This window comes from Variovorax sp. DAIF25 (assembly GCF_050711835.1).
Taxonomy (GTDB): Bacteria; Pseudomonadota; Gammaproteobacteria; order Burkholderiales; family Burkholderiaceae_C; genus Variovorax.
The window spans coordinates 168,470-189,456 of record NZ_CP136637.1; the positions used below are offsets into that span (position 1 = coordinate 168,470).

Here is a 20,987-nt window from a genome sequence, read left to right on the forward strand (position 1 = left end):
GGAGGGTCTTGTTCGAGGATGCGCCGACCGTAGGCGCGGGCGCGCGCGCGTCCAACGAAGCAAACCGGATATGCGTAGAAGAAAAACTTCGTTCGGCCGGCCCGGTCCGGCGCATACCCTGCCCACACCGCGGCCCCGGGCCGTGTTCCCGCTTCCCCGCCTTCCCCTCGAAAGTCCCCCATGAGCCTCTCCGAACTCCCCGTCGAAACGGCGGGCAACGACGTCGCGAGCGAGCGCGCGCGCGCCGTCGACGCCTTCCTCGCGCAGGCGCGCGGCCTGCTGGCCGCCGGCCCCGGCGAGGGCCATGCCCGGCTGCAGCCCGTGGCCGATGCGCTGATCGCCCTGGGCCGGCGCGCCGACCTGTTCCCGGCCGCCCATTTCCCCATCGATGCCGAGCGCCCCGCGCAGGTCTACCGGCTGGCCGAGGACGCCGATGGCGGCTTCGCGCTCTACCTCTCGGCGGGCCTGGCCGGCAAGGCCCAGCCGCCGCACGACCACACGACCTGGGCGATCATTGCCGGCGTCGAGGGCAACGAGCGCAACGTGCTCTACCGCCGCGAGAAGACCACCGACCCCGCGCGCGACGACCTCGTGCAGACGCGCGTGGTCGACGTGGCCGCGGGCAGTGCGGTGGTGCTGACGCCCACCGACGTCCACACCATCGAACTGGTCGACGGCCTCGACGGCCGGCACCTGCATTTCTACGGCCGCGCGCTCGAGCGGCTCGAGCATCGCGTGGTGTTCGAAGGCACGGCCGGCGGCAGCTACCGCCGGTTCGGGCCGCCGCGCAACATCCGCCATCCGGCGATCGCGCCGGCGGCGCTCAAGGCCGCGCTGTCCGATGGCGAGGAGATCGCGCTGCTCGACGTGCGCGAGACCGGCGTCTTCGTGCGCAGCCATATCCTGCTGGCCGCCTCGGCGCCGCTGTGGCGACTGGAGCTCTTGATCGACCGCCTGGTGCCGCGCCGCGACACCCGCATCGTGCTGACCGACGCCGACGAGTCGCTGGCCCACCAGGCGGCAGGCAAGCTGGTGCGCCTGGGCTGGCGCAACGTGTCGGTGCTGGCCGGCGGCACCGCGGGCTGGGCCGCGGCGGGCTACGAGCTGTTCAGCGGCAGCAACGTGCCGAGCAAGGCCTTCGGCGAGGTCATCGAGCACCGCAAGCACACGCCGTGGATCTCGGTCGACGAGCTGCACCAGCGCGTGGAACGCGGCGACGACATCGTGGTGGTCGACAGCCGCACGCCCGAGGAGTTCGCCGACTTCAGCCTGCCGTTCGCCCACAGCCTGCCGGGCGCCGAGCTGGTCTACCGCATCCATGAATTCGCGCCGCGTCCCGAAACGCTGGTGGTGGTGAACTGCGCCGGCCGCACGCGCAGCATCGTCGGCGCGCAGACGCTGATCGACGCGGGCATTCCGAACCCCGTGGTCTCGCTCAAGGACGGCACCATGGCCTGGCTGCTGGCCGGGCGCACGCTGTCGCATGGCCGCAGCGCGCCGCTGCCCGAGCCCGAGGCCGCCGGCCTCGAGCAGGCGCGCGCACGGGCCGAGGACGTGGCCCGGCGCGCCGGCGTGCGCCGCCTCGACGCCGCGGGGCTGGCGCGGCTCGAGGCCGAGGCCGGCGAACGCTCGCTCTACCGCTTCGACGTGCGCACGCGCCAGGAGTACGAGGCCGGCCATCTCGAGGGCTGGCGCTGGGCGCCCGGCGGCCAGCTGGTGCAGGCCACCGACGAATACGTGGGCGTGCGCCGCGCGCGCATCGTGCTGGCCGACTGGGACGGCGTGCGCGCGCTGACCACCGGCGCCTGGCTCGCGCAGCTCGGCGGCCACGAGGTCTTCGTGCATGCGCCGGCGCCGCTGCCCGTGCTGGTGCTCGGCCCCGAGCCCGTGAAGCTGCTGCCGCTGCATGCGCGCGCGCCGCGCATCGCCGTGCGAGAACTCGCATCGGCGCTGGACGCCGGCAGCGTCGCGGTGTTCGACATCGAGCGCCGCGCCGCCTACGAGCGCCGCCATGTCGCGGGCGCGCGTTTCGCGGTGCCCGACCGGCTCGAGGAATTCGTCGCCGGCCTGCCCGCCACGCAGCGCGTGGTGCTGGTCTCGTCCGACGGCGTGCTGGCCGGCGCGGTCGCAGCCGAGCTGATCTCGCGTCTGGCCCGCGACGGCTCCGCGCGCGAGGTGCTCGCGCTGGCGGGCGGCACCCAGGCCTGGGTCGCGGCCGGCCTGCCCACCGGCCAGGGCGTCGAGGGCGTGCTGACCGGCGACGACGACCACTGGTACAGCCCCTACGCGCATGCCGACCTGGCGGCGCGCAATGCCGGCTTCCAGCAGTACCTGGACTGGGAGATCGGCCTCGTGGCCCAGCTCGAGCGCGAAGGCGACGTGGGCATCCGGCTGGTCGCGCCCGCCACGGCCGACGCGGCGGTGGCGCCATGAACCTGCGAAGCGCCGGCCGAACCCTGGTGCGCACGGCCTGGCAGGCCGTGCCGACCGTGATCGGCGTCATCCTGCTGAACTTCGTGCTGATGCAGCTGATCCCGGGCGACGCCGCCGACGTGGTGGCGGCCGAATCGGGCTCGGCCACGGCCGAGAGCATGGCGCAGCTGCGCGCCCACTTCGGCCTCGACCTGCCGGTGCTGCAGCAGCTCGGCAGCTACCTCTACAACCTCTCGCACGGCAGCCTCGGCGTTTCGCCGCGCTACAACATGCCGGTGGTGGCGCTGATCGGCGCGCGCCTGGGCAACACGCTGCTCTTGATGCTCACCGCGCTGGGCTTCGCGCTCGCCATCGGCATCGCGCTGGGCACCATCATGGCCACCCGCGTGGGCCGCTGGCAGGACCGCACGCTCTCGGTGCTGGCGCTGCTGCTGTACTCCACGCCGGGCTTCTGGCTCGGGCTGATGGCGATCGTGCTGTTCTCGGTGCACCTGGGCTGGCTGCCCACCGGCGGCAGCGAGACCATCGGCGCGGGCTACACCGGCCTGAAGCACGCGGTCGACGTGGCGCGCCACCTGGTGCTGCCGGCGCTCGCGCTCGCGGGCTTCTACATCGCCATCTTCTCGCGGCTCACGCGGGCCGCCATGCTCGAGGTGTCGCGCCAGGACTTCGTGCGCACCGCCGAGGCCAAGGGCCTGCATCCGTGGACCGTCACCATGCGCCACGTGCTGCGCAACGCGCTGATCCCGGTCACCACCGTGGCCGGCATGCACCTGGGCACCCTGCTCGGCGGCGCGGTGGTGGTCGAGACCGTCTTCAGCTGGCCCGGCCTCGGCCGGCTGGCCTTCGACTCGGTGGCCGGACGCGACTACACGGTGCTGCTCGGCGTGCTGCTGATGTCCTCGCTGCTGGTGATCGTGGCCAACATGCTGGTCGACCTGCTGCACGCGCTGCTCGACCCGCGCATCCAGGTGCGCTGAGTTCCGCACGCGCACCGCTTCACGCTCTTCTCGTTCTCACCGATGTCCACTCCCTTCCTGCTCGACTCCAACCTCGCGCAAGCGAGCGCGCCGGCAACGGCGCCCCGCCGCGCGGAACCGCCCGCGCCGCCGACGCCGGCCGCTGCCGTCGTCGTCGCCGCCGTCGACGCACGCCCGGTCTCGGCGCGCCGCGCCGCGCTGCGCGCCTTCGTGCGCAACCCTTCCGCCGTGGCGGGCGTGGTGCTGCTGCTGGCGATGCTGGTGCTGGCGCTGCTCGCGCCGCTGCTCTATCCGGGCGATCCGCTCGACATGGTCGCGCAGCCGCTGCTGTGGCCCGGCCAGGACGCGGCCTATCCGCTGGGCAGCGACTCGCTCGGGCGCGACGTCGCCGCCGGCATCGCGCACGGCGCGCGCGTCTCGCTCGCCGTGGGCGTGGTCGCGGCCGTGCTGAGCCTCGCGATCGGCATCCTCGTGGGCGCCACCGCGGGCTACTTCGGCGGCCGGGTCGACGACGTGCTGGTGCGCATCACCGAGCTGTTCCAGACCATGCCCTCGTTCCTGTTCGTGATCGTGGTGGTGGCGATCGGCCAGCCCTCGGTGCCGGTGATCGTGTTCGCGATCGGCCTGGCCTCCTGGCCCGTGATCGCGCGGCTGGTGCGCGCCGAGTTCCGCGCGCTGCGCGAGACCGAGTTCGTGCTCGCCGCGCGCAGCCAGGGCTTCGGCCATGCGCGCATCATCTTCCAGGAGATGCTGCCGAACGCGCTGCCGCCGGTCATCGTCACCACCTCGGTGCTGGTGGCCAGCGCGATCCTGATCGAATCGGCGCTGTCCTTCCTCGGCATGGGCGACCCCAATGCGGTGTCGTGGGGCAGCATGATCGGCCAGGGCCGCGAGCTGCTGCGCACGGCCTGGTACCTCACGGCGCTGCCGGGCGCGGCCATCGTCTTCACCGTGCTGGCGCTCAACCTCGTGGGCGATGGCCTCAACGATGCCTTCAACCCGCGTTTGAGGGGCCGTTGAGATGACGCTCGAACCAGTGACGATCGCGCCGCCGCTGCTGGACGTGCGCGGCCTCGATGTCTTCTTCCACGGCTCGAACGGTCCGATCCAGGCCGTGCGCGGGCTGGACCTGACCTTGCAGCGCGGCGAGACGCTGGCGCTGGTCGGCGAATCGGGCTGCGGCAAGTCGACCACCGCGCTGGCGCTGCTGCGCCTGCTCGCGCCCGGCACCGCGCTGCGCGGCAGCATCCATTTCGACGGACGCGACATCCTCGCGCTGTCGCCGGCCGCGCTGCGCGAGGTGCGCGGGCGCGAGATCGCGATGATCTTCCAGGAGCCGATGACTTCGCTGAACCCGGTGCACACCATCGGCGCGCAGATCGAGGAGACGCTGCGCCGCCACGAGAAGCTCTCGGCCGCCGCGGCGCGCCGGCGCGCCATCGAGTTGCTCGACCTGGTGCGCATCCCCGAGCCGCAGCGGCGCATCGACGACCATCCGCACAACCTCTCGGGCGGCCAGCGCCAGCGCGTGATGATCGCGATGGCCGTGGCCTGCAAGCCGCGCCTGCTGGTGGCCGACGAGCCGACCACCGCGCTCGACGTGACCATCCAGGCGCAGATCCTCGAACTGCTCGACGGCCTGCGCCGCGAGCTCGACATGGCGCTGCTGCTGATCACCCACGACCTGGGCCTGGTGGCCCAGTGGGCCGATCGCGTGGCCGTGATGTACGGCGGCGAGAAGGTCGAGGAGGCACCGACCTCGAAGCTCTTCGCCGCCCCTTCGCATGCCTACACCCGCGGCCTGCTCGGCGCCTCGCTGCATGCCGGCAGCGCGTTGCACTACGCGGATGCGCGCCTGCCCGAGATCCAGACCCGGCTCGACCCCGCGACCGGCGTGCGCGACTTCGCGCTGCACGTGCCGCAGCCGAACACGAAGGTGCGTGCCTTGCCCGTGCGCGCCGCGGCCGGCGAGCCGCTGCTGTCGGTGCAGGACCTGCGCACCGACTATCCGACGCGCGGCGGCGGCGTGCTGCATGCGGTCGACGGTGTGTCCTTCGACATCCGCGCGGGCGAGACCGTGGGCCTGGTCGGCGAATCGGGCTGCGGCAAGTCCACGCTCTCTCGGACCCTGCTGCGGCTGGTGGACCCGGCGGGCGGGCGCATCGTGTTCGACGGCACCGACATCGCTTCGCTGTCCGAGAAAGCGCTCAAGCCGTGGCGGCGCCGTGTGCAGATGGTGTTCCAGGACCCCTATGCATCGCTGAACCCGCGGCGCAGCGTGTTCGACATCCTCGAGTCGGTGCTCAAGGTGCACGGCGTGGACGACCGCGCCGAGCGCCGCAACCGCATCGCCGCCATCCTCGAGCGCGTGGGCCTGCCGGCCGACGCGGCGCGGCGCTTTCCCAACGAGTTCTCGGGCGGGCAGCGCCAGCGCATCGGCATCGCGCGCGCGCTCGTGCTGCGGCCGTCGCTGGTGGTGCTCGACGAGCCGGTGTCGGCGCTCGACGTGTCGGTGCAGGCGCAGATCCTGAACCTGCTGGTGGAGCTGAAGGAGGACTTCGGGCTTTCCTACCTGTTCATCTCGCACGATCTGTCGGTGGTGCGGTACATCGCGGATCGGGTGATGGTGATGAACAAGGGGAAGATCGTGGAAACGGGGGGGTATCAGGATATTTGGGATCGGCCGCAGCATGCGTATACGCGGAGTTTGATTGCGGCTGTGCCGGGGGCGGAGCAGAGGAAGGCGGCCTGAGGTTGCTCCGAAAACGCCGGCGGGAACACATCGCCGGCACCAGTCCCAATTTGGGACTAAAATTGCGTCATGCGAGTCATCGCCCAGAAAATGCTGGTCGACTTCTACCGGCAGGACGCCCATCAGGACTGTGTCGGCCCGGCGCGGGCCTGGTACGCGATGGCCTGCGCCGCGCAGTGGACGCAGCCCGCCGATGTCGTGGCCGCCATGCCGAAGGTCAGCATCCTCAAGGACGGCCGTGCCGTGTTCAACCTCGGGGGCAACAAGTACCGGCTCGTCGTCTGGATCAACTACGACTACGCAACGATCTACACCCGGTTCATCGGCACGCACGCGCAGTACGACCAGATCGACGCGAACACCATTTGAAGGAAGGAGCCCGTCATGGAAATTCAACCCGTCAAGAACGAAAGCAGCTACCGCGCCGCGCTCGCGGCGATTGAAGGCCTGATGATGGCCAAGCGGGACACGCCCGAAGGCGACCGCCTCGATGTGCTCGTGACGCTGGTTCAGGCCTACGAAGCGAAGCATCACCCGATCGATCCCCCCGACCCGATCGAGGCGATCAAGTTCCGCATGGACCAGTCGGGCATGGGCGTGAAGGATCTCGTTCCCTTTATCGGACCGCTGAATCGTGTGTACGAGGTGTTGGCGCGCAAGCGCCCGTTGACGTTGCACATGATCCGCCGCCTGAATAAAGGGATGGGGATTCCGGCCGATGTGTTGATTGGGTTGGCCGAGGAAGAAGCATTGGTGGATTGATGAATCCACCGGGCCGGCCGTCCCGGCTGGAGTGGGTGGGATCGGAAACTCCTGAAGGGTCGGCTGAGGACGGGCGTGTTGACGTCTTGGGAATAAAGCACCCCCGATGACCAAATTTCCGACCGTCGAACACCAAGCCTAGGCAGAAGTTCAGAAAACCTGTATTTTGAGCACTATGAGTGATCAAAATCACGGAAAACTAAACCATCTGCTGGCCGAACTCGACGACACCCGTCTTGTCTCCAGCAGTTGGCTGCGGGCACATGGCTACTCCAACAGCCTGGTCGCGCGCTATGTGGGCAGCGGGTGGCTGGTCTCGCCGGCTCGCGGCGTCTACATGCGCCGAGGCGCACGTCTGCAGTGGGATGGGGTGGTGCGCAGCCTGCAGGTCGGGGAGGAGATGGCGCTGCACGTGGGAGGGCGCTTCGCGCTGACCTTGCAGGGACACGAGCACTACCTGCGCCTGGGCGATGCCGGTGTGGTGACGCTCCATGGGCCGCAGCGGCCACCGGGCTGGGTGGACAAGCTGCCGCTGAAGGAGCGCTTCGCATTTCTCGGCAAAGGGCCGTTCGATCTGCCGTCCCTGGCGTTCAGCGCCAGGCTGGCCGAGTCCGCACTGGCCCAACAAGGCTTGGCATGGCATCGGATGGGCCCGGACGCCGATGCGCGTTTGGTGTGTGCCACGCCCGAACGCGCCATGTTGGAGCTGTGCGACGGCGTGTCGGATGCGCCGCAGATCCACGAAGCCGACGCCCTGATGCAGGCCATGACCACGCTGCGGCCGCAGCGCGTTGAATGGCTGCTGCGCCACTGCCGGAGCATCAAGGCCAAGCGGCTCTTTCTGGCCCTGGCCGACCGCCACCGGCATGCGTGGTTGTCGCACGTGTCCCTGGAGGGCGTCGATCTCGGCCGGGGCAAGCGCGCCTTGGTTCCCGGTGGGCGCCTGCATCCGACCTACCAGATCACCTTGCCGGCAGACCTCGATGAACACCTGGCTTGAGTCCCGAGGTGGGCGCTACGCCGACCGGGTACGGCTGCTGGTCGAGATCCTGCCGGCGCTCGCGCAGGAGCCGCGTTTCGCGCTCAAGGGCGGAACCGCCATCAACCTGTTCGAGCACGACCTGCCGCGTTTGTCGGTCGACATCGATCTGGCCTGGCTGCCGGTGCACGACTACGCTGAGGATGCGAAGTTGATCGCGCAGGCCTTCGGGCAATTGGCCGATGGGCTGCGAGCCCGTCCGTTGCAGCTGCAGGTGCAGACCTCGGCGGGCGAGGGCACGGGGACGATCACGAGGCTGGTGGCCAGCCGTGGCCGTGCGCGCGTGCAGATCGAGACGACACCGGTCATGCGCGGCACGGTGCATCCGGTACGCCACATGGTCGTGCGTCCGACGGTAGCGGAGGCATTCGGCTTTGCGCAGGCACAGGTACTGGATTTCGCCGACCTCTACGCCGGCAAGCTCGCCGCGGCCTTGTCCCGGCAGCATCCGCGCGATCTCTTCGACGTGGGCTTGCTGCTCGACGACGAACGGGCGGACGAGGTGCTCTGGCGCACTTTTCTCGTGTACCTCACGTGCAGCCCCAAGCCCGCCTGGGAGATGCTGGCGCCCCGCGTGCCGGCGGATTTCGCGGCCACCTTCGAAGCCCATTTCAAAGGCATGACCGCCGAGCCCATCGACGTGCAGACCTTGCTGGAGAACCGCGATCGACTGCTCGCGCGCGTGGCGAAGTGGCTGGATGAGCCGTCGCGTAGCTTCCTTCGATCGGTCGAACAGGAGCAGCCGGATTTCGACCTGATCGGGCTGGCCCATGCCTCGGGCCTGCCAGGCGTGCGACGCAAGCTGCACAACCTCGCGCAACGTACCGCGAGCAAGCGTGAGGCGGATCGCTGCCAGTTGGAAGAGACATTGGCGCGCATCGCGACGCGCTGAAGTCCGCAGAGGGTCATCCGTCGCCCTCGCGCGGCCGCTCCCCCACCCCCGCCGAAAACCTCACCAGATACCCGTCCGGATCCTGCACCACCACCTGATGCACCCCCACCTCGACGTTCCCCTTGCGATACCACTTCTCCTCGGCCGCCAGAAACAACGGCCACCCCGCAAGCGCCAAGGCCTCGAGGATCGGCCCCAGCGCCCGCACGCCCACCTGAAAATTCACACCGCGTCCATACGGCGCCTCCAACGCCCCGGTCACCCAGTTGCGCCCCCGCCCTCGTTCCTCGAGCATCACCTGCGCCCCCTCCCGATCGAGGTAGGCGAACCCCTCGTCCAGCCGGTGATAGACGACCGCGAACCCACAGAGGTCGCACCAGAACCGCAGGCTCGCATGCACATCCGCGACCAGCAGTTCCGGCACCAGCTTCGCCGGAATGAACGAAGCGCTTATTTCTTCGCCTCGTCGACGTAGACATCCGCCAGATTCGACTCCACCCCATCCGCCGTCAACGAATGGTCATGCACCCGCTGATTGGCAATGGTGATGAACACAGGCTGATAGAGATTCAAATCCGGCACATCCCGCGCCACCGTATCCTGAAACTCCTTGAACAGCTTCAGCCGCCGCGCAGGATCGTTCTCCACCGCCGCATCCTCGAGCAGTTTGTCCACCACAGGACTCTGATAGTGCGTGCCATTCGAGAACGGCACCCCCTTGATGAAGTTCTTCGACCAGTACAACCGCTGCACCCCCACGGTCGGATCGAACAGGTTGCTGGCCCCGTTGTGCGTGAACGCGAAATCGCGGTCCGTGTAGATGCGCTTGATGAAGGCGCTCGGATCCTGCGCCCGCACCGTCACCGCGATGCCGATGCGCGCCAGGGTCGAACGCAGGTAGTCGGCCAGGCGCGGGCCGTCCGCGCCGATGGGGTTGAAGTCCAGCGGCACGCTGAAGCGCACGCCGCCGGCCTTGCGCGGATAGCCGGCCTCGTCGAGCAGGGCGTTGGCCTTCTTGAGGTCGAAGGCATAGGGCGAGGGCGCGGGATCGTGGAAGGCCTTGAGGCCGGGTGCGATCGGCGAATAGCTGACCTGGCCGTAGCCGTAGTTCACCACCTTCACGATCACGCCGCGGTCGACGGCATGGGCCACGGCCTGGCGCACCTTCTCGTTCTTGAAGTACTCGTTGTCGAGGTTGAACTCGAGCCGGGTCACGTTCGACGAGTAGCTGTTGCCCTTGGTCTCGAAGCGCAGCGCGGGCACCTTCTTGAGCCGCTCGAGGTCCGCGAGCGGCACCGGCGTGCGATAGCCGAGGTCGACGGTGCCGGTCTCGAAGGCCACGGCGGCTGCCGCTGGGTCGGTCACGAAGCGCACGATCAGCTGGTCGATGAAGGGCTTGGGCTTGTCCCAGTACTCGGGATTGCGCTCGTACACGATGTGGCTGCCGCGCACCCACTCCTTGAACCTGAACGGGCCGGTGCCGATCGGCGCGTTGTTGTTCGGGTTGTTCGCCGGGTCGGTGCCCTCGTAGACGTGCTTGGGCACGATCGGCGTCTCGGTCGCGACCAGCGCGCGGATCAGGTAGGGCGCGGGCTTCGACAGCCGCAGGATCGCGGTGTACTTGTCGGGCGTGTCGATGGCCGTGAGGTTGGCGAAAGTGTTGCGGCCGCGCGGATGGATCTTCTTCAACAGCTCGATCGAGTAGGCGACGTCGGCCGAGGTGAAGTCCTTGCCGTCGTGCCACTTCACGCCCTGGCGCAGCGTGAAGGTGTAGGTCAGGCCATCGGGGCTGATGACCCACTTGGTCGCCAGCTGCGGCTGTGGATTGACGTCGTAGTCGTACTTGAGCAGGCCCTCGGTGACCTTGGCGCTGACGCTGAGGATCGGCGTGGCGACATTGCCGATGGTCACGAGCGCGGTCGGCTCGCTGGTCGACAGCAGGGTCAGGGTGCCGCTGTGATTGGGCGGCGCGGCCTGCGTGGCGGCAGCGAGGCCGGCGGCGAGCAGCAGCGCGACGGCGGCGCGGCGGAGGTGCGGGGGGCGGAGCAGGGAAGACATGGTGGGAGGAACGGAAGCAGAAAGAAGAAGAGGAACGAAATCAGGCAACGGCGGCATCGATCGCGGGCACCGGCGCGGCCGTCACCAGCCCTTCGCGCAGGTCGCGCGCGATGGCGGCTTCGGCGCGCCGGGCGGCATCGCCGAGGCCACCGCCGCCGGGCGTCTCGACCACCAGCTTGTCGCCGGCCGGAATCAGCTGGCGCCCCTTGGCGCGCAGCGCGCGGCCCGAGGCCAGCCGCAGCCGGCCCGGCGCGCCGTCGCTGCCGCCGAGCGCGCCGCGCGCCGGATGGTCGACGCGGTCGAAGGCGGCGGCGATCAGGAAGGCCGCGTCGGGCTGCGCATGGCGCACCTCGATCACCTGGCCCAGGCCGCCGCGCACGGTGCCGGCACCGCCCGAGTCGACGCGGAACTCCTTGCGCTCGAACAGCAGCGGCGCCTGGGTCTCGAGGATCTCGAGCGAGACGTTGCGCACGCCGCTCGGGTAGGCGGTGACCGAGAGGCCGTCCTTGCCGGGCCGCGCGCCGGTACCACCGGTGCTGAAGCTGATCACGTTGAAGCGCGGACCGCGGCGCACCGCCTCGGCATCGGCCGGCGCGGTGCCGGCCAGCACCTCGCCGCCCACGAGCTGCAGGTTCCACAGCGACGACGAACCCTCGGCCGGCACCCGGTCGGGCCGGGCCTGCCGCAGCGCGCCGAACACGGCGTCGGGCAGCAGCTGGCCGATGACGTGGCGCGCGGTCACGGCCGCGGGATGCAGCGCATGCAGGATGCAGCCCTCGGGCGCGGCGACGCGGATCGGCGCCAGCGAGCCCGCGTTGTTGGGCACGTCGGCGCCCACCAGGCAGCGGATGCCGAAGGAGGTGTAGGCATCGGTGTAGGCCTTGGGCACGTTGATGCCGCGCGCCACCGTGCCCGAGGTGCCGGCGAAGTCCACGTCGATGCCGTCGTCGCCGATGGTCACGGCCACCTGCAGCGTGATCGGCGCGTCGTAGCCGTCGGCCACCAGCGTGTGGTGCCAGGTGCCACGCGGCCATTCGGCCAGCGCCTCGCGCATGGCCTGCGCCGAGCGCGCGATGACGAAGTCGCCGAGCGCCTCGAGGTCGGCCAGGCCGAACTCGCGCAGCAGGGTGCGCAGCCGCCGGCCGCCGACCTCGTTGCAGGCCACCAGCGCGAACAGGTCGCCCTCGACCTGCTCGGGATCGCGCACGTTGGCGCGGATGATGGCGTGCACCGCCGGGTCGACCGTGCCGCGGCGCACGAAGCGCAGGATCGGCAGGAACAGGCCCTCGTGGTAGATCTCCAGCCCGTCGGGACTCGAGCCGATGCCGCCGATGTCGACCACGTGCAGCGTGGAGGCGAACAGCGCGACCGCGCGCCGCGCCTCGCCCTCGCCATGGAACACCGGCGTGACCATGGTCATGTCGAACAGGTGGCCGGTGCCCTTCCACGGGTCGTTGGTGAGGAACACGTCGCCGTCTTCCATGGTCTCGATCGGAAAGCGGCGCAGGAAGTGCTTGACCGACTCGGCCATCGAGTTGACGTGGCCCGGCGTGCCGGTCACGGCCTGCGCGATCATGCGGCCGTCGGGCAGGAACACGCCGGCCGAGAGGTCGCCGGCCTCGCGCGTGGAGGTGCCGAAAGCGGTGCGGATCAGCGTCTGGGCCTGCTCCTCGACCACCGAGAGCAGGCGGTTCCAGGCGAGCTGGTGGCGGATCAGTTGGCGGCCGGCGGGGGCCGCGGGCTTGGGTGTGGAACTCATGCGTGGTGGTCCGAAAGTTCGGGGGCGAAGGAAGAAGAGGAGGAAAGAGGAGCGGCCGCCGCATGGCTGATCAGCCCGGCTTCGAGGTCGCGCGCGATCCGCGCCGGATCGCGCTCCGAGGGATCGCCGAGGCCGGCACCGCCGGGCGTCTCGACCACCAGCACCTCGCCGGCCGGTACGAGCTGGCGCCCCTTGCCGCGCAAGGTCGTGCCCGCATGCTTGAGCCGCGCGGTGCCCGGCGCGCCATCGCCGCCGCCGAGCGCGCCGCGCGCCGGAAAGCGCACGCGGTCCCAGGTGGCCGACAGCACCATCGGGTCGCCGTCGGCGTTCTCGACCTCGATCACCTGGCCCAGCCCGCCGCGCGAGCTGCCCGCGCCGCCCGAATCGGGCCGGTACTCCTTGCGCCGGAACAGCAGCGGCGCCTGGGTCTCGAGGATCTCGAGCGAGACGTTGCGCACGCCGCTAGGGTAGGCGGTGGCCGAGAGCCCGTCCTTGCCGGGCCGCGCGCCGGTGCCGCCGGTGCTGAAGCTCACGATGTTGAAGCGGCGCGCGCGCCGCAGCGCGTCGTTGGGCCCGCCCTCGATCGGCTGGCCGCCGTACAGGCGGATGTTCCACAGCGACGACGCGCCCTCGGCCGGCACGCGGTCGGGCCGGGCCTGACGCAGCGCGCCGAACACCAGGTCGGGCAGCATCTGGCCGATGGCCGCGCGCGTGGCAACGGCCGCCGGCGGCAGCGCATGGACGATCGAGCCCTCGGGCCCGACCACGCGGATCGGCGCCAGGGAGCCCGAGTTGTTGGGCACGTCCGCGCCGATCAGGCAGCGGATGCCGAAGGAGGTGTAGGCATCGGTGTAGGCCTTGGGCACGTTGATGCCGCGCGCCACCGTGCCCGAGGTGCCCGCGAAGTCGACCAGGATGCCGTCGTCGGAGATCGTGACCGCCGCATGCAGCTCGACCGGCGTGTCGTAGCCGTCCACGGTCATGTGGTTGCGCCAGGTGCCGCGCGGCCAGTCGGCCAGCGCGGCGCGCATGGCCTGGGCCGAGCGCTCGATCACGTAGTCGCCCTGCGCCTGCAGGTCGTCCAGGCCGAACTCGCGCAGCAGCCGCTGCAGCCGCGTCGCGCCCACCGCGTTGCAGGCCACCAGCGCATGCAGGTCGCCCTCGACCTGCTCGGGCTCGCGCACGTTGGCGCGCACGATGGCCAGCACCGACTCGTCGAGCACGCCGTCGCTCGCGAAGCGCAGCGGCGGCAGGAACAGGCCCTCGTGGTAGATCTCGAGCGCGTCGGGGCCGGCATTCACGCCGCCGATGTCGACCACGTGCACCGTCGAGGCGAACAGCGCCACCAGCCGGCCGCCGTGGAACACCGGCGTGACCATCACCACGTCGAACAGGTGGCCCGTGCCCTTCCACGGATCGTTGGTGACGAACACGTCGCCGTCGCGCATGGTGTGGGCCGGAAAGGCGCGCAGGAAATGCAGCACCGAGTCGGCCATCGAGTTGACGTGGCCCGGCGTGCCGGTCACGGCCTGCGCCACCATGCGGCCGTCGGGCAGGAACACGCCGGCCGACAGGTCGCCGGCCTCGCGCGTCGGCGTGCCGAAGGCGGTGCGGATCAGCGCCTGCGCCTGCTCCTCGACCACGGCGAGCAGGCGGCTCCACACGAGCTGCTGGCGCAGCGCCTGGCGCCCATTGGCGGTGCTGGCGGCGCTGGCAGCACTCATGCCGCCACCGCCGCTGCCTGCGCTTCCTCGTCGTGCTGCACGGCCGTGGTGTCGTCGAGCACCAGCGCGCCGAGCCGGCTCACGCGCGCCTCGAAGCCTGCGATCAGTTGCGTGGTCGTCTCGTCCTCGACGACCAGCGCCGGGCCCTCGACCCACAGGCCGGGCCGCAGCGCGGCGCGCTCGTACACCGGCACCGCCTGCCAGCGGCCGGTCTCGGCGTCGTAGAGCTCGCGCGTGGCCGAGGCCGTGGCGCGGCCCTCGTCGGCCACGAGCCCGTCGGCCTCGGGCGCGGCGCGGCCGCCGGCTTCCACCGCGACCGACCAGCTCACGGCCTCGGCCGCGATGTGCGGCAGGCTGCGGCCGTAGAGCGCGGCATAGCGCGCCTCGAAGCGCAGGTGCAGCGCGGCGCTGGCGGCCGCGTCGAATGCGCCCTCGGGCAACTCGACCGGGATCTCATGGCCCTGGCCCGCATAGCGCATGAACACCACGCGCTGGCGCACCAGCGGCGCGCCGGGCGCGGCACGCAGCACCACGTCGTCGGCGGTGGCGGTGAGCTCGTCGAGCAGCCGGCCCACGGCCGCGTGGTCGATGCGGTCGAGCCGCTGGTGCAGGCTGCGCACCGTCTGGTAGGCCACCGGTGCCCAGAGGAAGCCCAGCGCCGAACCCACGCCGGCCGAGTTGGGAATCACCAGCCGCGCGATGCCGAGCTTGCGCGCCAGCAGCGCCGCATGCAGCGGCGCCGCGCCGCCGAAGGCGATCAGCGTGCTCTCCTCGGCCACCTTGCCGAGTTCCGAGGCATGCACGCGCGCCGCGTTGGCCATGTTCTCGGTCACGATCTCGACCACCGCCTGCGCGGCCGCCTCGACCTCGAGCCCGGTCTGCGCGGCCACGCCCTGCAGCAGCGCGGCGCGCGCGCGCTGCGGATCGAGCCGCACCTTGCCGACAGCGAAGCGCGCCGGGTCGATCGCGCCGAGCGCCGCATGCGCATCGGTCACGGTCGGCTGCTCGCCGCCCAGGCCGTAGGCGGCCGGGCCGGGCGAGGAGCCGGCGCTGTCGGGGCCGACCTGCACCACGCTCAGGTGGTTGACGCGCGCGATCGAGCCGCCGCCGGCTCCGATCTCCACCATCTCGATCACCGGGATGCGGATCGGCAGGCCCGAGCCCTTGAGGTGCCGGTGCACGCGGCCGAACTCGAAGCTGCGGCTCAGCTGCGGCTGGTAGTCGTCGATGAAGCAGATCTTGGCCGTGGTGCCGCCCATGTCGAACGAGAGCGCGCGCGTGGCGCCGATCTGCTCGGCCACCTGGCGCGCGAGCACCGCGCCGCCCGCCGGGCCCGACTCGACCAGCCGCACCGGCTCGTCGATGCCGGCCTGCAGCGTGGTGATGGCGCCGCCCGAGGTCATGAGGAAGGGCTCGGCCTTCAGGCCGCGTTCGCGCGCGCCGTCCTGCAGCCGGCGCAGGTAGCCGGCCACCTGCGGCTGCACGTAGGCATTGGCGCTGACGGTCGACAGCCGCTCGTACTCGCGGATCTCGGGGCAGACGTCGGAGGCCAGTGACACCCACAGCTGCGGCGCATGCTCGCGCAGCAGCTCGCGCACGCGGCGCTCGTGCACGGGGTTCGCATAGCCGTGCAGGAAGCACACGGCCACGCTCTCGATGCCGTCGGCCACGAGCTGGCGCGCGAGCACGGCCACCTGGGCCTCGTCGAGCGGCGTGACCACGCGGCCCGCCGCGTCGGTGCGCTCGACCACGCCATGGCGCCAGTGGCGCGGCACCAGCGGCGCCGGCTTGTCGAGGAACACGTCGTACTGCGCGAAGCGGTCCTCCAGCCCGATCTCGACCAGGTCGCGGAAGCCCTGCGTGGTCAGCAGCGCCGTGGGCGCGCCCTTGCGCTCGATCAGCGCGTTGGTGGCCAGCGTGGTGCCGAGGATCAGCAGGTCGACGTCGGCCCAGGCCGCGCCGGCCTGCTGCAGCACCTCCGCCACGCCGTCGAACACGGCCTGTTCGGGCGCGGCCGGCGTGGTAAGCACCTTCACGGTGTGCTTGCGCTCGCCGCGCAGCAGCACGATGTCGGTGAAGGTGCCGCCGACGTCGACCGCCACGCGCACGCGCGGGTCGATGACGGGGACGGTGGGGGAGGTGGAGTGCGAGGACATGGCGACGGTTCGAGGGAAACGGGAGAAGCGGGAGAGGAAGGGAAGACTCAGAGCAGGTGCGCGCCGGCGCGCAATTCGCGGAACGGTGCCGTGGGTGCTGATACGGGCGCGGATCCGGTTGCAGTCGCCTTCGCGAAGGCCCGCGCCAGGTCGGCCACGAGGTCGCCCGGATCCTCGAGGCCGACATGCAGCCGCACCACCGGTGCGTTGCCCTGCCACTGGCGGTGTTCGCGCAGCCGCTCGGGCTGGGCCGCGAGCGCCAGGCTTTCGTAGCCGCCCCACGAGGCGCCGATGCCGAACAGCGTGAGCGCGTCGACGAAGGCATCGGCCTCGGAGGCCGTGGCATCGCGGAACGCGAAGGACACCAGGCCGCTCGCGCCGCTGAAGTCGCGCCGCCACAGCGCATGGCCCGGGTCTTCCGGCAGCGCCGGGTAATACACGCGGCCCACCTGCGCCTGCTGCTGCAGGAAGCGCGCGACCTCGGTGGCATTGCGCTGGTGCTGCGCCAGCCGCACCGGCAGCGTGCGCAGGCCGCGCAGCGCCAGGTAGGCGTCGTCGGCGCCGATGGTCAGGCCCAGCGCCTCGTGCGCGCTCAGCAGCTTCGCGGCCAGCGCGGGGCTGTCGACCACCACGATGCCCTGCATCAGGTCGGAATGGCCCGAGATGTACTTGGTGGCGGCCTGGATCGAGATGTTGGCGCCGAGCGCGAGCGGCTTGTAGAACCAGCCGCCGCTCCAGGTGTTGTCGGTGGCCACGGTCACGCCGCGCTCGCGCGCGATCGCGCTGAGCGCGGGCAGGTCGAGCACCTCGTAGAGCAGCGAGGTCGGCGACTCGAGGTAGACCAGCCGCGTGTTCGGCCGCAGCAGGCTCGCGAGGTCGTCGTGCGCGGGCGAGAAATACTCGACCGTGATGTTGAGCCGCTTGAGCAGCGTGCTGTCGACGCGCCGCAGCGGCGCATAGACGCCGTCGGCCACCAGCGCATGGTCGCCGGGCGACAGCAGCGCGAGCAGCACCAGCGTGATCGCCGACAGGCCCGAGGGCGTGAGGAAGGCGCGGTGCCCGCCCTCGAGCGCGGTCACGGCGTCCTCGAGCGCGCGGTGCGTGTCGAGGCCATGGCGGCCATAGGAGGCCACGCGCTCGCCCGTGGCGCGGCGGTGGTGATGATCGGCATGGGCGGCAGTGTTCTCGAAGCGCACGGTGCTCGTGCGCACCACGGGCACGTTGACCGGGCCCGAGCCGGCGCGCAGCTGCGGCGCGCCCGCATGCAGCAGCCGGGTCGCGTCGTTCAAGCCGTTGACAGCGCTCATGCGACCGCCTTGCTCGGCTGCAGCTGCGTCGCGTTGTAGTTGACGATCGCGCCGGTCTCGAGGTTCACGCCGATGCGGCGCGACAGCGTCTCGAGCGGCTGGCCGTAGAGATGGAAATGCAGCGTCGGCCGGTCGCCGATCACATGGATGCTGTGCAGGTCCTCGGGCAGGAAGGCGATCGAGGTGCCGGGCTGTACCGTCACCTCGCGCTCGAGTTCGAGCCGCGCCTGCGCGGGATCGCTGCCGTCGTCGATGCGGCGGTAGACGCGGTTCTCCTCCTGGCCCTCGACCGCCACGATGGTGGCCCAGGTCGTGTGGTTGTGCGGGATCGAGGTCTTGCCGGGATTGATCGAGTTCAGGTAGAGCGCCACGTCGTCGTCGCCGTCCCCGGGGTTGAGCCGGTAGCGCGTGGAGGCGCCCACGCCCTCGCTCGCGGCCGGCGGCGGGAAGTCCTCGCGCGTGAACAGGGCGGCGTGGGCCGCGAGCTTCTCGAGCCGCGCCGTGATGCGCGCGAGCACCGCGCGGTCGAGTGGCTGGGCCGCGGCGATGGCGCGGATGTCGGCCAGGGCCTGGTCGACGGCGATGCGGCGCTGGGCCGCGATGGCGGTCGTGTCGTTCTGGGAAGTGGTCATGGGGAGCCTCGGTGGGTCAGAGGGCGAAGCGCAGCCGGTCGAAGGGCGGCGTTTCGGGGAAGGGGGCGGGGCGGCGCGCGGGCACGCTGTCGTCGGACGGGTCGCGCGCACCGTCGCCGAGCGCGCGGTGCAGGAAGGCGCGCGTGCGGTCGCTGGCGGGCGCGCGGAAGATGCGCGCGGGCGGGCCGTGCTCGACGATCACGCCGGCCTCGGTGAAGTAGACGGTGTCGCTGATCTCCTCGGCGAAGCGCATCTCGTGCGTCACCAGCACGCAGGTCAGGCCCTCGCGCACCAGGTCGCGGATCACGGTCAGCACCTCGCCCACGGTCTCGGGGTCGAGCGCCGAGGTCACCTCGTCGAACAGCATCAGCTCGGGCCGCATCGCGAGCGCGCGCGCGATCGCCACGCGCTGCTGCTGCCCGCCCGAGAGCTCGCCCGGATAGGCCGCGGCCTTGTGCGAGAGCCGCACCTTGTCGAGCAGCTCGCGCGCCTCGCGCTCGGCGGCGGCGCGCTCGCGGCCGGCCACGCGCGTGGGCGCGATCACCAGGTTCTCGAGCACCGTGAGGTGCGGGAACAGGTTGTACTGCTGGAACACGAAGCCCACGCGCTTGCGCAGCGCGATGAACTCGGCCTCGGCGCGCAGCGCGTCCACGCGCGTGTCGCCGACGCGGATCTCGCCGCGCTGCGGTCGCAGCAGCCCGGTGATGCAGCGCAGGATGGTCGACTTGCCCGAGCCCGAGGGCCCGATGATCGACACCGCCTGGCCGCGCTGCACCTCGAGCGAGATGCCGCGCAGCACCGCGTTGGCGCCGAAGGCGAGCTCCACGTCGCGCAGGGCGACCAGGGGCGTGTTGGAGCGGGGGGTGGCGGTCTCAGTGGCGGGCATGGCGGCGTTCCAGCGCGCGCGTGGCGCGGGCGATCGGGTAGCAGTAGGCGAAGAACACGGCGAGCAGCGTGAAATAGACCAGCACCGTGAAGTCGGTGCGCGCCACCGTGTTGCTGGCGACCTGGGCCGCGTCGACCACGTCGTGCGCGCCGACCAGCGAGGACAGCGCCGTGCTCATCGTGATGCTCGCGTAGAGGTTCATCCACGGCGGCAGCATGCGGCGCAGGCACTGCGGCAGCACGATCAGCCGGAAGATCTCGCCGCGCCGGAAGGCCAGCGACTGCGCGGCCTCCCATTGCGCGCTCGGGATCGACTGGATCGCGCCGCGGAAGATCTCGGCCACCACCGCGCTGGTGGGCAGCGCGAGGCCCAGCACCACCTTGAGCCAGTCGGGGAAGGGCACGGTCCAGGCCACCAGCCGCAGCTCGAACGGAAACACGTAGGTGGTGAAATAGATCAGCACCAGCACCGGCGCGTTGCGGAAGAACTGCACGTACCAGCGCGTGGCCCCGCGCACCGGCGCGAACGGCGAGAACGACAGCGCGCCCACCAGCAACCCCACGGCGGTGCCGATCGCCATCGCGAGCACGCTGATCTGGACGTTGGTGAGCAAGCCCAGCAGCAGCGTGGGCGACCATTGCCACAGGTGGCGCAATGCGGCGGGCGTGGTGCCGGTGGCGGTCCAGGCCGTGACCAGCAGCAGCACGGCGGCCAGCGCGGCGAGCCAGGGATGGCGGCGCGGATCGAGGTGCGCGATGAAGCCTGCGCCGGCCTCGGTGCCGAGTGCGGGAGCGGCCGGAGCCGCGGCGATCTCACTGGCCATAGCCGGGCATCCGCCAGCGCGCCTCGAGCCAGCGCCCGGCCAGGCTCACGAGCCAGGTCAGCAGGCCGAAGTACAGCAGGATCAGCAGCAGCAGCTCGAGCACGTTGTCGCGCTGCGTCCAGATCATGATCGACTCGTAGGTCACGTCGCCCACGGCGATGGCCGAGGCCACCGCGGTCATCTTCACCAGGTCGACCAGGTTGTTGACCAGCGAGGGCAGCGCGAAGCGCAGCGCCAGCGGCAGCTCGACGCGCCACAGCAGCTGGCGCTGCGAGAAGCCCAGCGAGCGCGCGGCCTCGAGCGTGACGCGCGGCACCGCCTCGATGCCCGCGCGCAGCGCCTCGGCGTGGAACACGCCCTTGTGCAGCGCGACCACGATCACCACCCAGACGAAGGGCGTCAGCGGATTGCCGCCCAGGCCCTGGAGCTGCTGCGTGATCAGCATGTTGAGCACGAGGAAGGCGCAATAGAGCTGCACCAGCGTCGGCGTGTTGCGCGTGACTTCCACGAAGGCGCGCGCCGGCAGCGCGACCCAGCGCCGCGGCGAGGTCAGCGCGGCCGCGATCGCCACGCCCGCCGCGAGGCTGCAGGGCACGGTGAGCACGCAGAGCTCGAAGGTGACGAGCAGCCCGCGCAGGAAGGCCTGGCGCTCGCCCGCATCGAGCACGAAGGCGTAGTTGAGGCCCAGGGTCTTGAGCGCGGCCACGGCCTGCGCGAGCAGTCCGGCGTCGTTCATGGCTGGCGCGCCGACGATGGCGTGTCGGTGGAGGAGCGTGGCTTCATG

The 20,987-nt window shown here is 71.0% G+C and carries 18 protein-coding genes; 8 read left to right on the forward strand and 10 right to left on the reverse strand.

Annotated features, from left to right (window positions below; all coding sequences use genetic code 11):
* Positions 1–180: 180 nt before the first annotated feature.
* From R0232_RS34930 to R0232_RS34965, 8 genes are all read left to right on the forward strand, one after another.
* On the forward strand, positions 181–2,433 hold the full coding sequence (locus R0232_RS34930; protein ID WP_431513874.1) for a rhodanese-like domain-containing protein: 2,253 nt from the start codon (positions 181–183) through the stop codon (positions 2,431–2,433).
* A complete protein-coding gene (locus tag R0232_RS34935) occupies positions 2,430–3,413 on the forward strand; it encodes an ABC transporter permease (protein ID WP_093345771.1) in 984 nt (327 codons plus the stop codon). The genes R0232_RS34930 and R0232_RS34935 overlap by 4 nt, the downstream gene beginning before the upstream one ends.
* A gap of 42 nt (positions 3,414–3,455) precedes the next feature.
* A complete protein-coding gene (locus R0232_RS34940) occupies positions 3,456–4,433 on the forward strand; it encodes an ABC transporter permease (protein WP_431513875.1) in 978 nt (325 codons plus the stop codon).
* Position 4,434: 1 nt separating this feature from the next.
* On the forward strand, positions 4,435–6,165 hold the full coding sequence (locus tag R0232_RS34945) for an ABC transporter ATP-binding protein (protein ID WP_093345773.1): 1,731 nt from the start codon (positions 4,435–4,437) through the stop codon (positions 6,163–6,165).
* A 69-nt stretch (positions 6,166–6,234) separates the two neighbouring features.
* Positions 6,235–6,534, forward strand: coding sequence for a type II toxin-antitoxin system HigB family toxin (locus tag R0232_RS34950; protein WP_431513876.1), 300 nt, complete (start codon positions 6,235–6,237; stop codon positions 6,532–6,534).
* Between the two features lie 15 nt (positions 6,535–6,549).
* Positions 6,550–6,927, forward strand: a complete 378-nt coding sequence (locus R0232_RS34955; protein ID WP_208513257.1) for a helix-turn-helix domain-containing protein — start codon at positions 6,550–6,552, stop codon at positions 6,925–6,927.
* Positions 6,928–7,102: 175 nt separating this feature from the next.
* On the forward strand, positions 7,103–7,927 hold the full coding sequence (locus tag R0232_RS34960; protein ID WP_431513877.1) for a type IV toxin-antitoxin system AbiEi family antitoxin domain-containing protein: 825 nt from the start codon (positions 7,103–7,105) through the stop codon (positions 7,925–7,927).
* Positions 7,911–8,858 (forward strand): nucleotidyl transferase AbiEii/AbiGii toxin family protein, encoded by a 948-nt coding sequence (locus tag R0232_RS34965; protein WP_431513878.1) that lies wholly within the window; start codon positions 7,911–7,913, stop codon positions 8,856–8,858. Before R0232_RS34960 ends, R0232_RS34965 begins: the two co-directional genes overlap by 17 nt.
* Before the next feature lie 13 nt (positions 8,859–8,871).
* Here the strand turns inward: R0232_RS34965 and R0232_RS34970 are convergent, their stop codons facing one another.
* From R0232_RS34970 to R0232_RS35015, 10 genes are read right to left on the reverse strand one after another with little or no spacing between them, the layout of a single operon-like run.
* Positions 8,872–9,282 carry a VOC family protein gene (locus R0232_RS34970; RefSeq protein ID WP_431513879.1) on the reverse strand — a complete coding sequence of 137 codons (411 nt, stop codon included), beginning with the start codon at positions 9,280–9,282 and terminating at the stop codon, positions 8,872–8,874.
* 26 nt (positions 9,283–9,308) lie between these two features.
* Entirely contained in the window at positions 9,309–10,916 is a 1,608-nt protein-coding gene (locus R0232_RS34975; protein ID WP_431513880.1) for an ABC transporter substrate-binding protein, read from the reverse strand.
* Between the two features lie 40 nt (positions 10,917–10,956).
* On the reverse strand, positions 10,957–12,675 hold the full coding sequence (locus tag R0232_RS34980; RefSeq protein ID WP_431513881.1) for a hydantoinase B/oxoprolinase family protein: 1,719 nt from the start codon (positions 12,673–12,675) through the stop codon (positions 10,957–10,959).
* Complete coding sequence (locus tag R0232_RS34985; RefSeq protein WP_431513882.1) at positions 12,672–14,399, reverse strand: hydantoinase B/oxoprolinase family protein; 1,728 nt, start codon at positions 14,397–14,399, stop codon at positions 12,672–12,674. The genes R0232_RS34980 and R0232_RS34985 overlap by 4 nt, the downstream gene beginning before the upstream one ends.
* Positions 14,396–16,555: a hydantoinase/oxoprolinase family protein gene (locus R0232_RS34990; protein ID WP_431513883.1), complete on the reverse strand. Its 2,160-nt coding sequence runs from the start codon at positions 16,553–16,555 to the stop codon at positions 14,396–14,398. Before R0232_RS34990 ends, R0232_RS34985 begins: the two co-directional genes overlap by 4 nt.
* Positions 16,556–16,602: 47 nt before the next feature.
* Complete coding sequence (metC, locus tag R0232_RS34995; RefSeq protein WP_431513884.1) at positions 16,603–17,862, reverse strand: cystathionine beta-lyase; 1,260 nt, start codon at positions 17,860–17,862, stop codon at positions 16,603–16,605.
* The gene (locus R0232_RS35000) at positions 17,859–18,494 is read right to left on the reverse strand and encodes a cysteine dioxygenase (RefSeq protein WP_431513885.1); all 636 of its coding nucleotides are present in this window, start codon (positions 18,492–18,494) and stop codon (positions 17,859–17,861) included. The genes metC and R0232_RS35000 overlap by 4 nt, the downstream gene beginning before the upstream one ends.
* A gap of 16 nt (positions 18,495–18,510) precedes the next feature.
* On the reverse strand, positions 18,511–19,380 hold the full coding sequence (locus R0232_RS35005) for an amino acid ABC transporter ATP-binding protein (protein ID WP_431513886.1): 870 nt from the start codon (positions 19,378–19,380) through the stop codon (positions 18,511–18,513).
* Entirely contained in the window at positions 19,367–20,203 is an 837-nt protein-coding gene (locus R0232_RS35010) for an amino acid ABC transporter permease (RefSeq protein WP_431513887.1), read from the reverse strand. The genes R0232_RS35005 and R0232_RS35010 overlap by 14 nt, the downstream gene beginning before the upstream one ends.
* Positions 20,193–20,939, reverse strand: a complete 747-nt coding sequence (locus R0232_RS35015; protein ID WP_203207493.1) for an amino acid ABC transporter permease — start codon at positions 20,937–20,939, stop codon at positions 20,193–20,195. The genes R0232_RS35010 and R0232_RS35015 overlap by 11 nt, the downstream gene beginning before the upstream one ends.
* Positions 20,940–20,987 lie beyond the last annotated feature (48 nt).

Excerpts from the sequence above, each read along its gene's own strand:
- R0232_RS34930 (WP_431513874.1), top strand. The coding sequence starts at position 181 with ATGAGCCTCTCCGAACTCCCCGTCGAAACGGCGGGCAACGACGTCGCG.
- R0232_RS34935 (WP_093345771.1), top strand. The coding sequence starts at position 2,430 with ATGAACCTGCGAAGCGCCGGCCGAACCCTGGTGCGCACGGCCTGGCAG.
- R0232_RS34940 (WP_431513875.1), top strand. The coding sequence starts at position 3,456 with ATGTCCACTCCCTTCCTGCTCGACTCCAACCTCGCGCAAGCGAGCGCG.
- R0232_RS34945 (WP_093345773.1), top strand. The coding sequence starts at position 4,435 with ATGACGCTCGAACCAGTGACGATCGCGCCGCCGCTGCTGGACGTGCGC.
- R0232_RS34950 (WP_431513876.1), top strand. The coding sequence starts at position 6,235 with ATGCGAGTCATCGCCCAGAAAATGCTGGTCGACTTCTACCGGCAGGAC.
- R0232_RS34955 (WP_208513257.1), top strand. The coding sequence starts at position 6,550 with ATGGAAATTCAACCCGTCAAGAACGAAAGCAGCTACCGCGCCGCGCTC.
- R0232_RS34960 (WP_431513877.1), top strand. The coding sequence starts at position 7,103 with ATGAGTGATCAAAATCACGGAAAACTAAACCATCTGCTGGCCGAACTC.
- R0232_RS34965 (WP_431513878.1), top strand. The coding sequence starts at position 7,911 with ATGAACACCTGGCTTGAGTCCCGAGGTGGGCGCTACGCCGACCGGGTA.
- R0232_RS34975 (WP_431513880.1), bottom strand. The coding sequence starts at position 10,916 with ATGTCTTCCCTGCTCCGCCCCCCGCACCTCCGCCGCGCCGCCGTCGCG.
- R0232_RS34980 (WP_431513881.1), bottom strand. The coding sequence starts at position 12,675 with ATGAGTTCCACACCCAAGCCCGCGGCCCCCGCCGGCCGCCAACTGATC.
- R0232_RS34985 (WP_431513882.1), bottom strand. The coding sequence starts at position 14,399 with ATGAGTGCTGCCAGCGCCGCCAGCACCGCCAATGGGCGCCAGGCGCTG.
- R0232_RS34990 (WP_431513883.1), bottom strand. The coding sequence starts at position 16,555 with ATGTCCTCGCACTCCACCTCCCCCACCGTCCCCGTCATCGACCCGCGC.
- metC (WP_431513884.1), bottom strand. The coding sequence starts at position 17,862 with ATGAGCGCTGTCAACGGCTTGAACGACGCGACCCGGCTGCTGCATGCG.
- R0232_RS35000 (WP_431513885.1), bottom strand. The coding sequence starts at position 18,494 with ATGACCACTTCCCAGAACGACACGACCGCCATCGCGGCCCAGCGCCGC.
- R0232_RS35005 (WP_431513886.1), bottom strand. The coding sequence starts at position 19,380 with ATGCCCGCCACTGAGACCGCCACCCCCCGCTCCAACACGCCCCTGGTC.
- R0232_RS35010 (WP_431513887.1), bottom strand. The coding sequence starts at position 20,203 with ATGGCCAGTGAGATCGCCGCGGCTCCGGCCGCTCCCGCACTCGGCACC.
- R0232_RS35015 (WP_203207493.1), bottom strand. The coding sequence starts at position 20,939 with ATGAACGACGCCGGACTGCTCGCGCAGGCCGTGGCCGCGCTCAAGACC.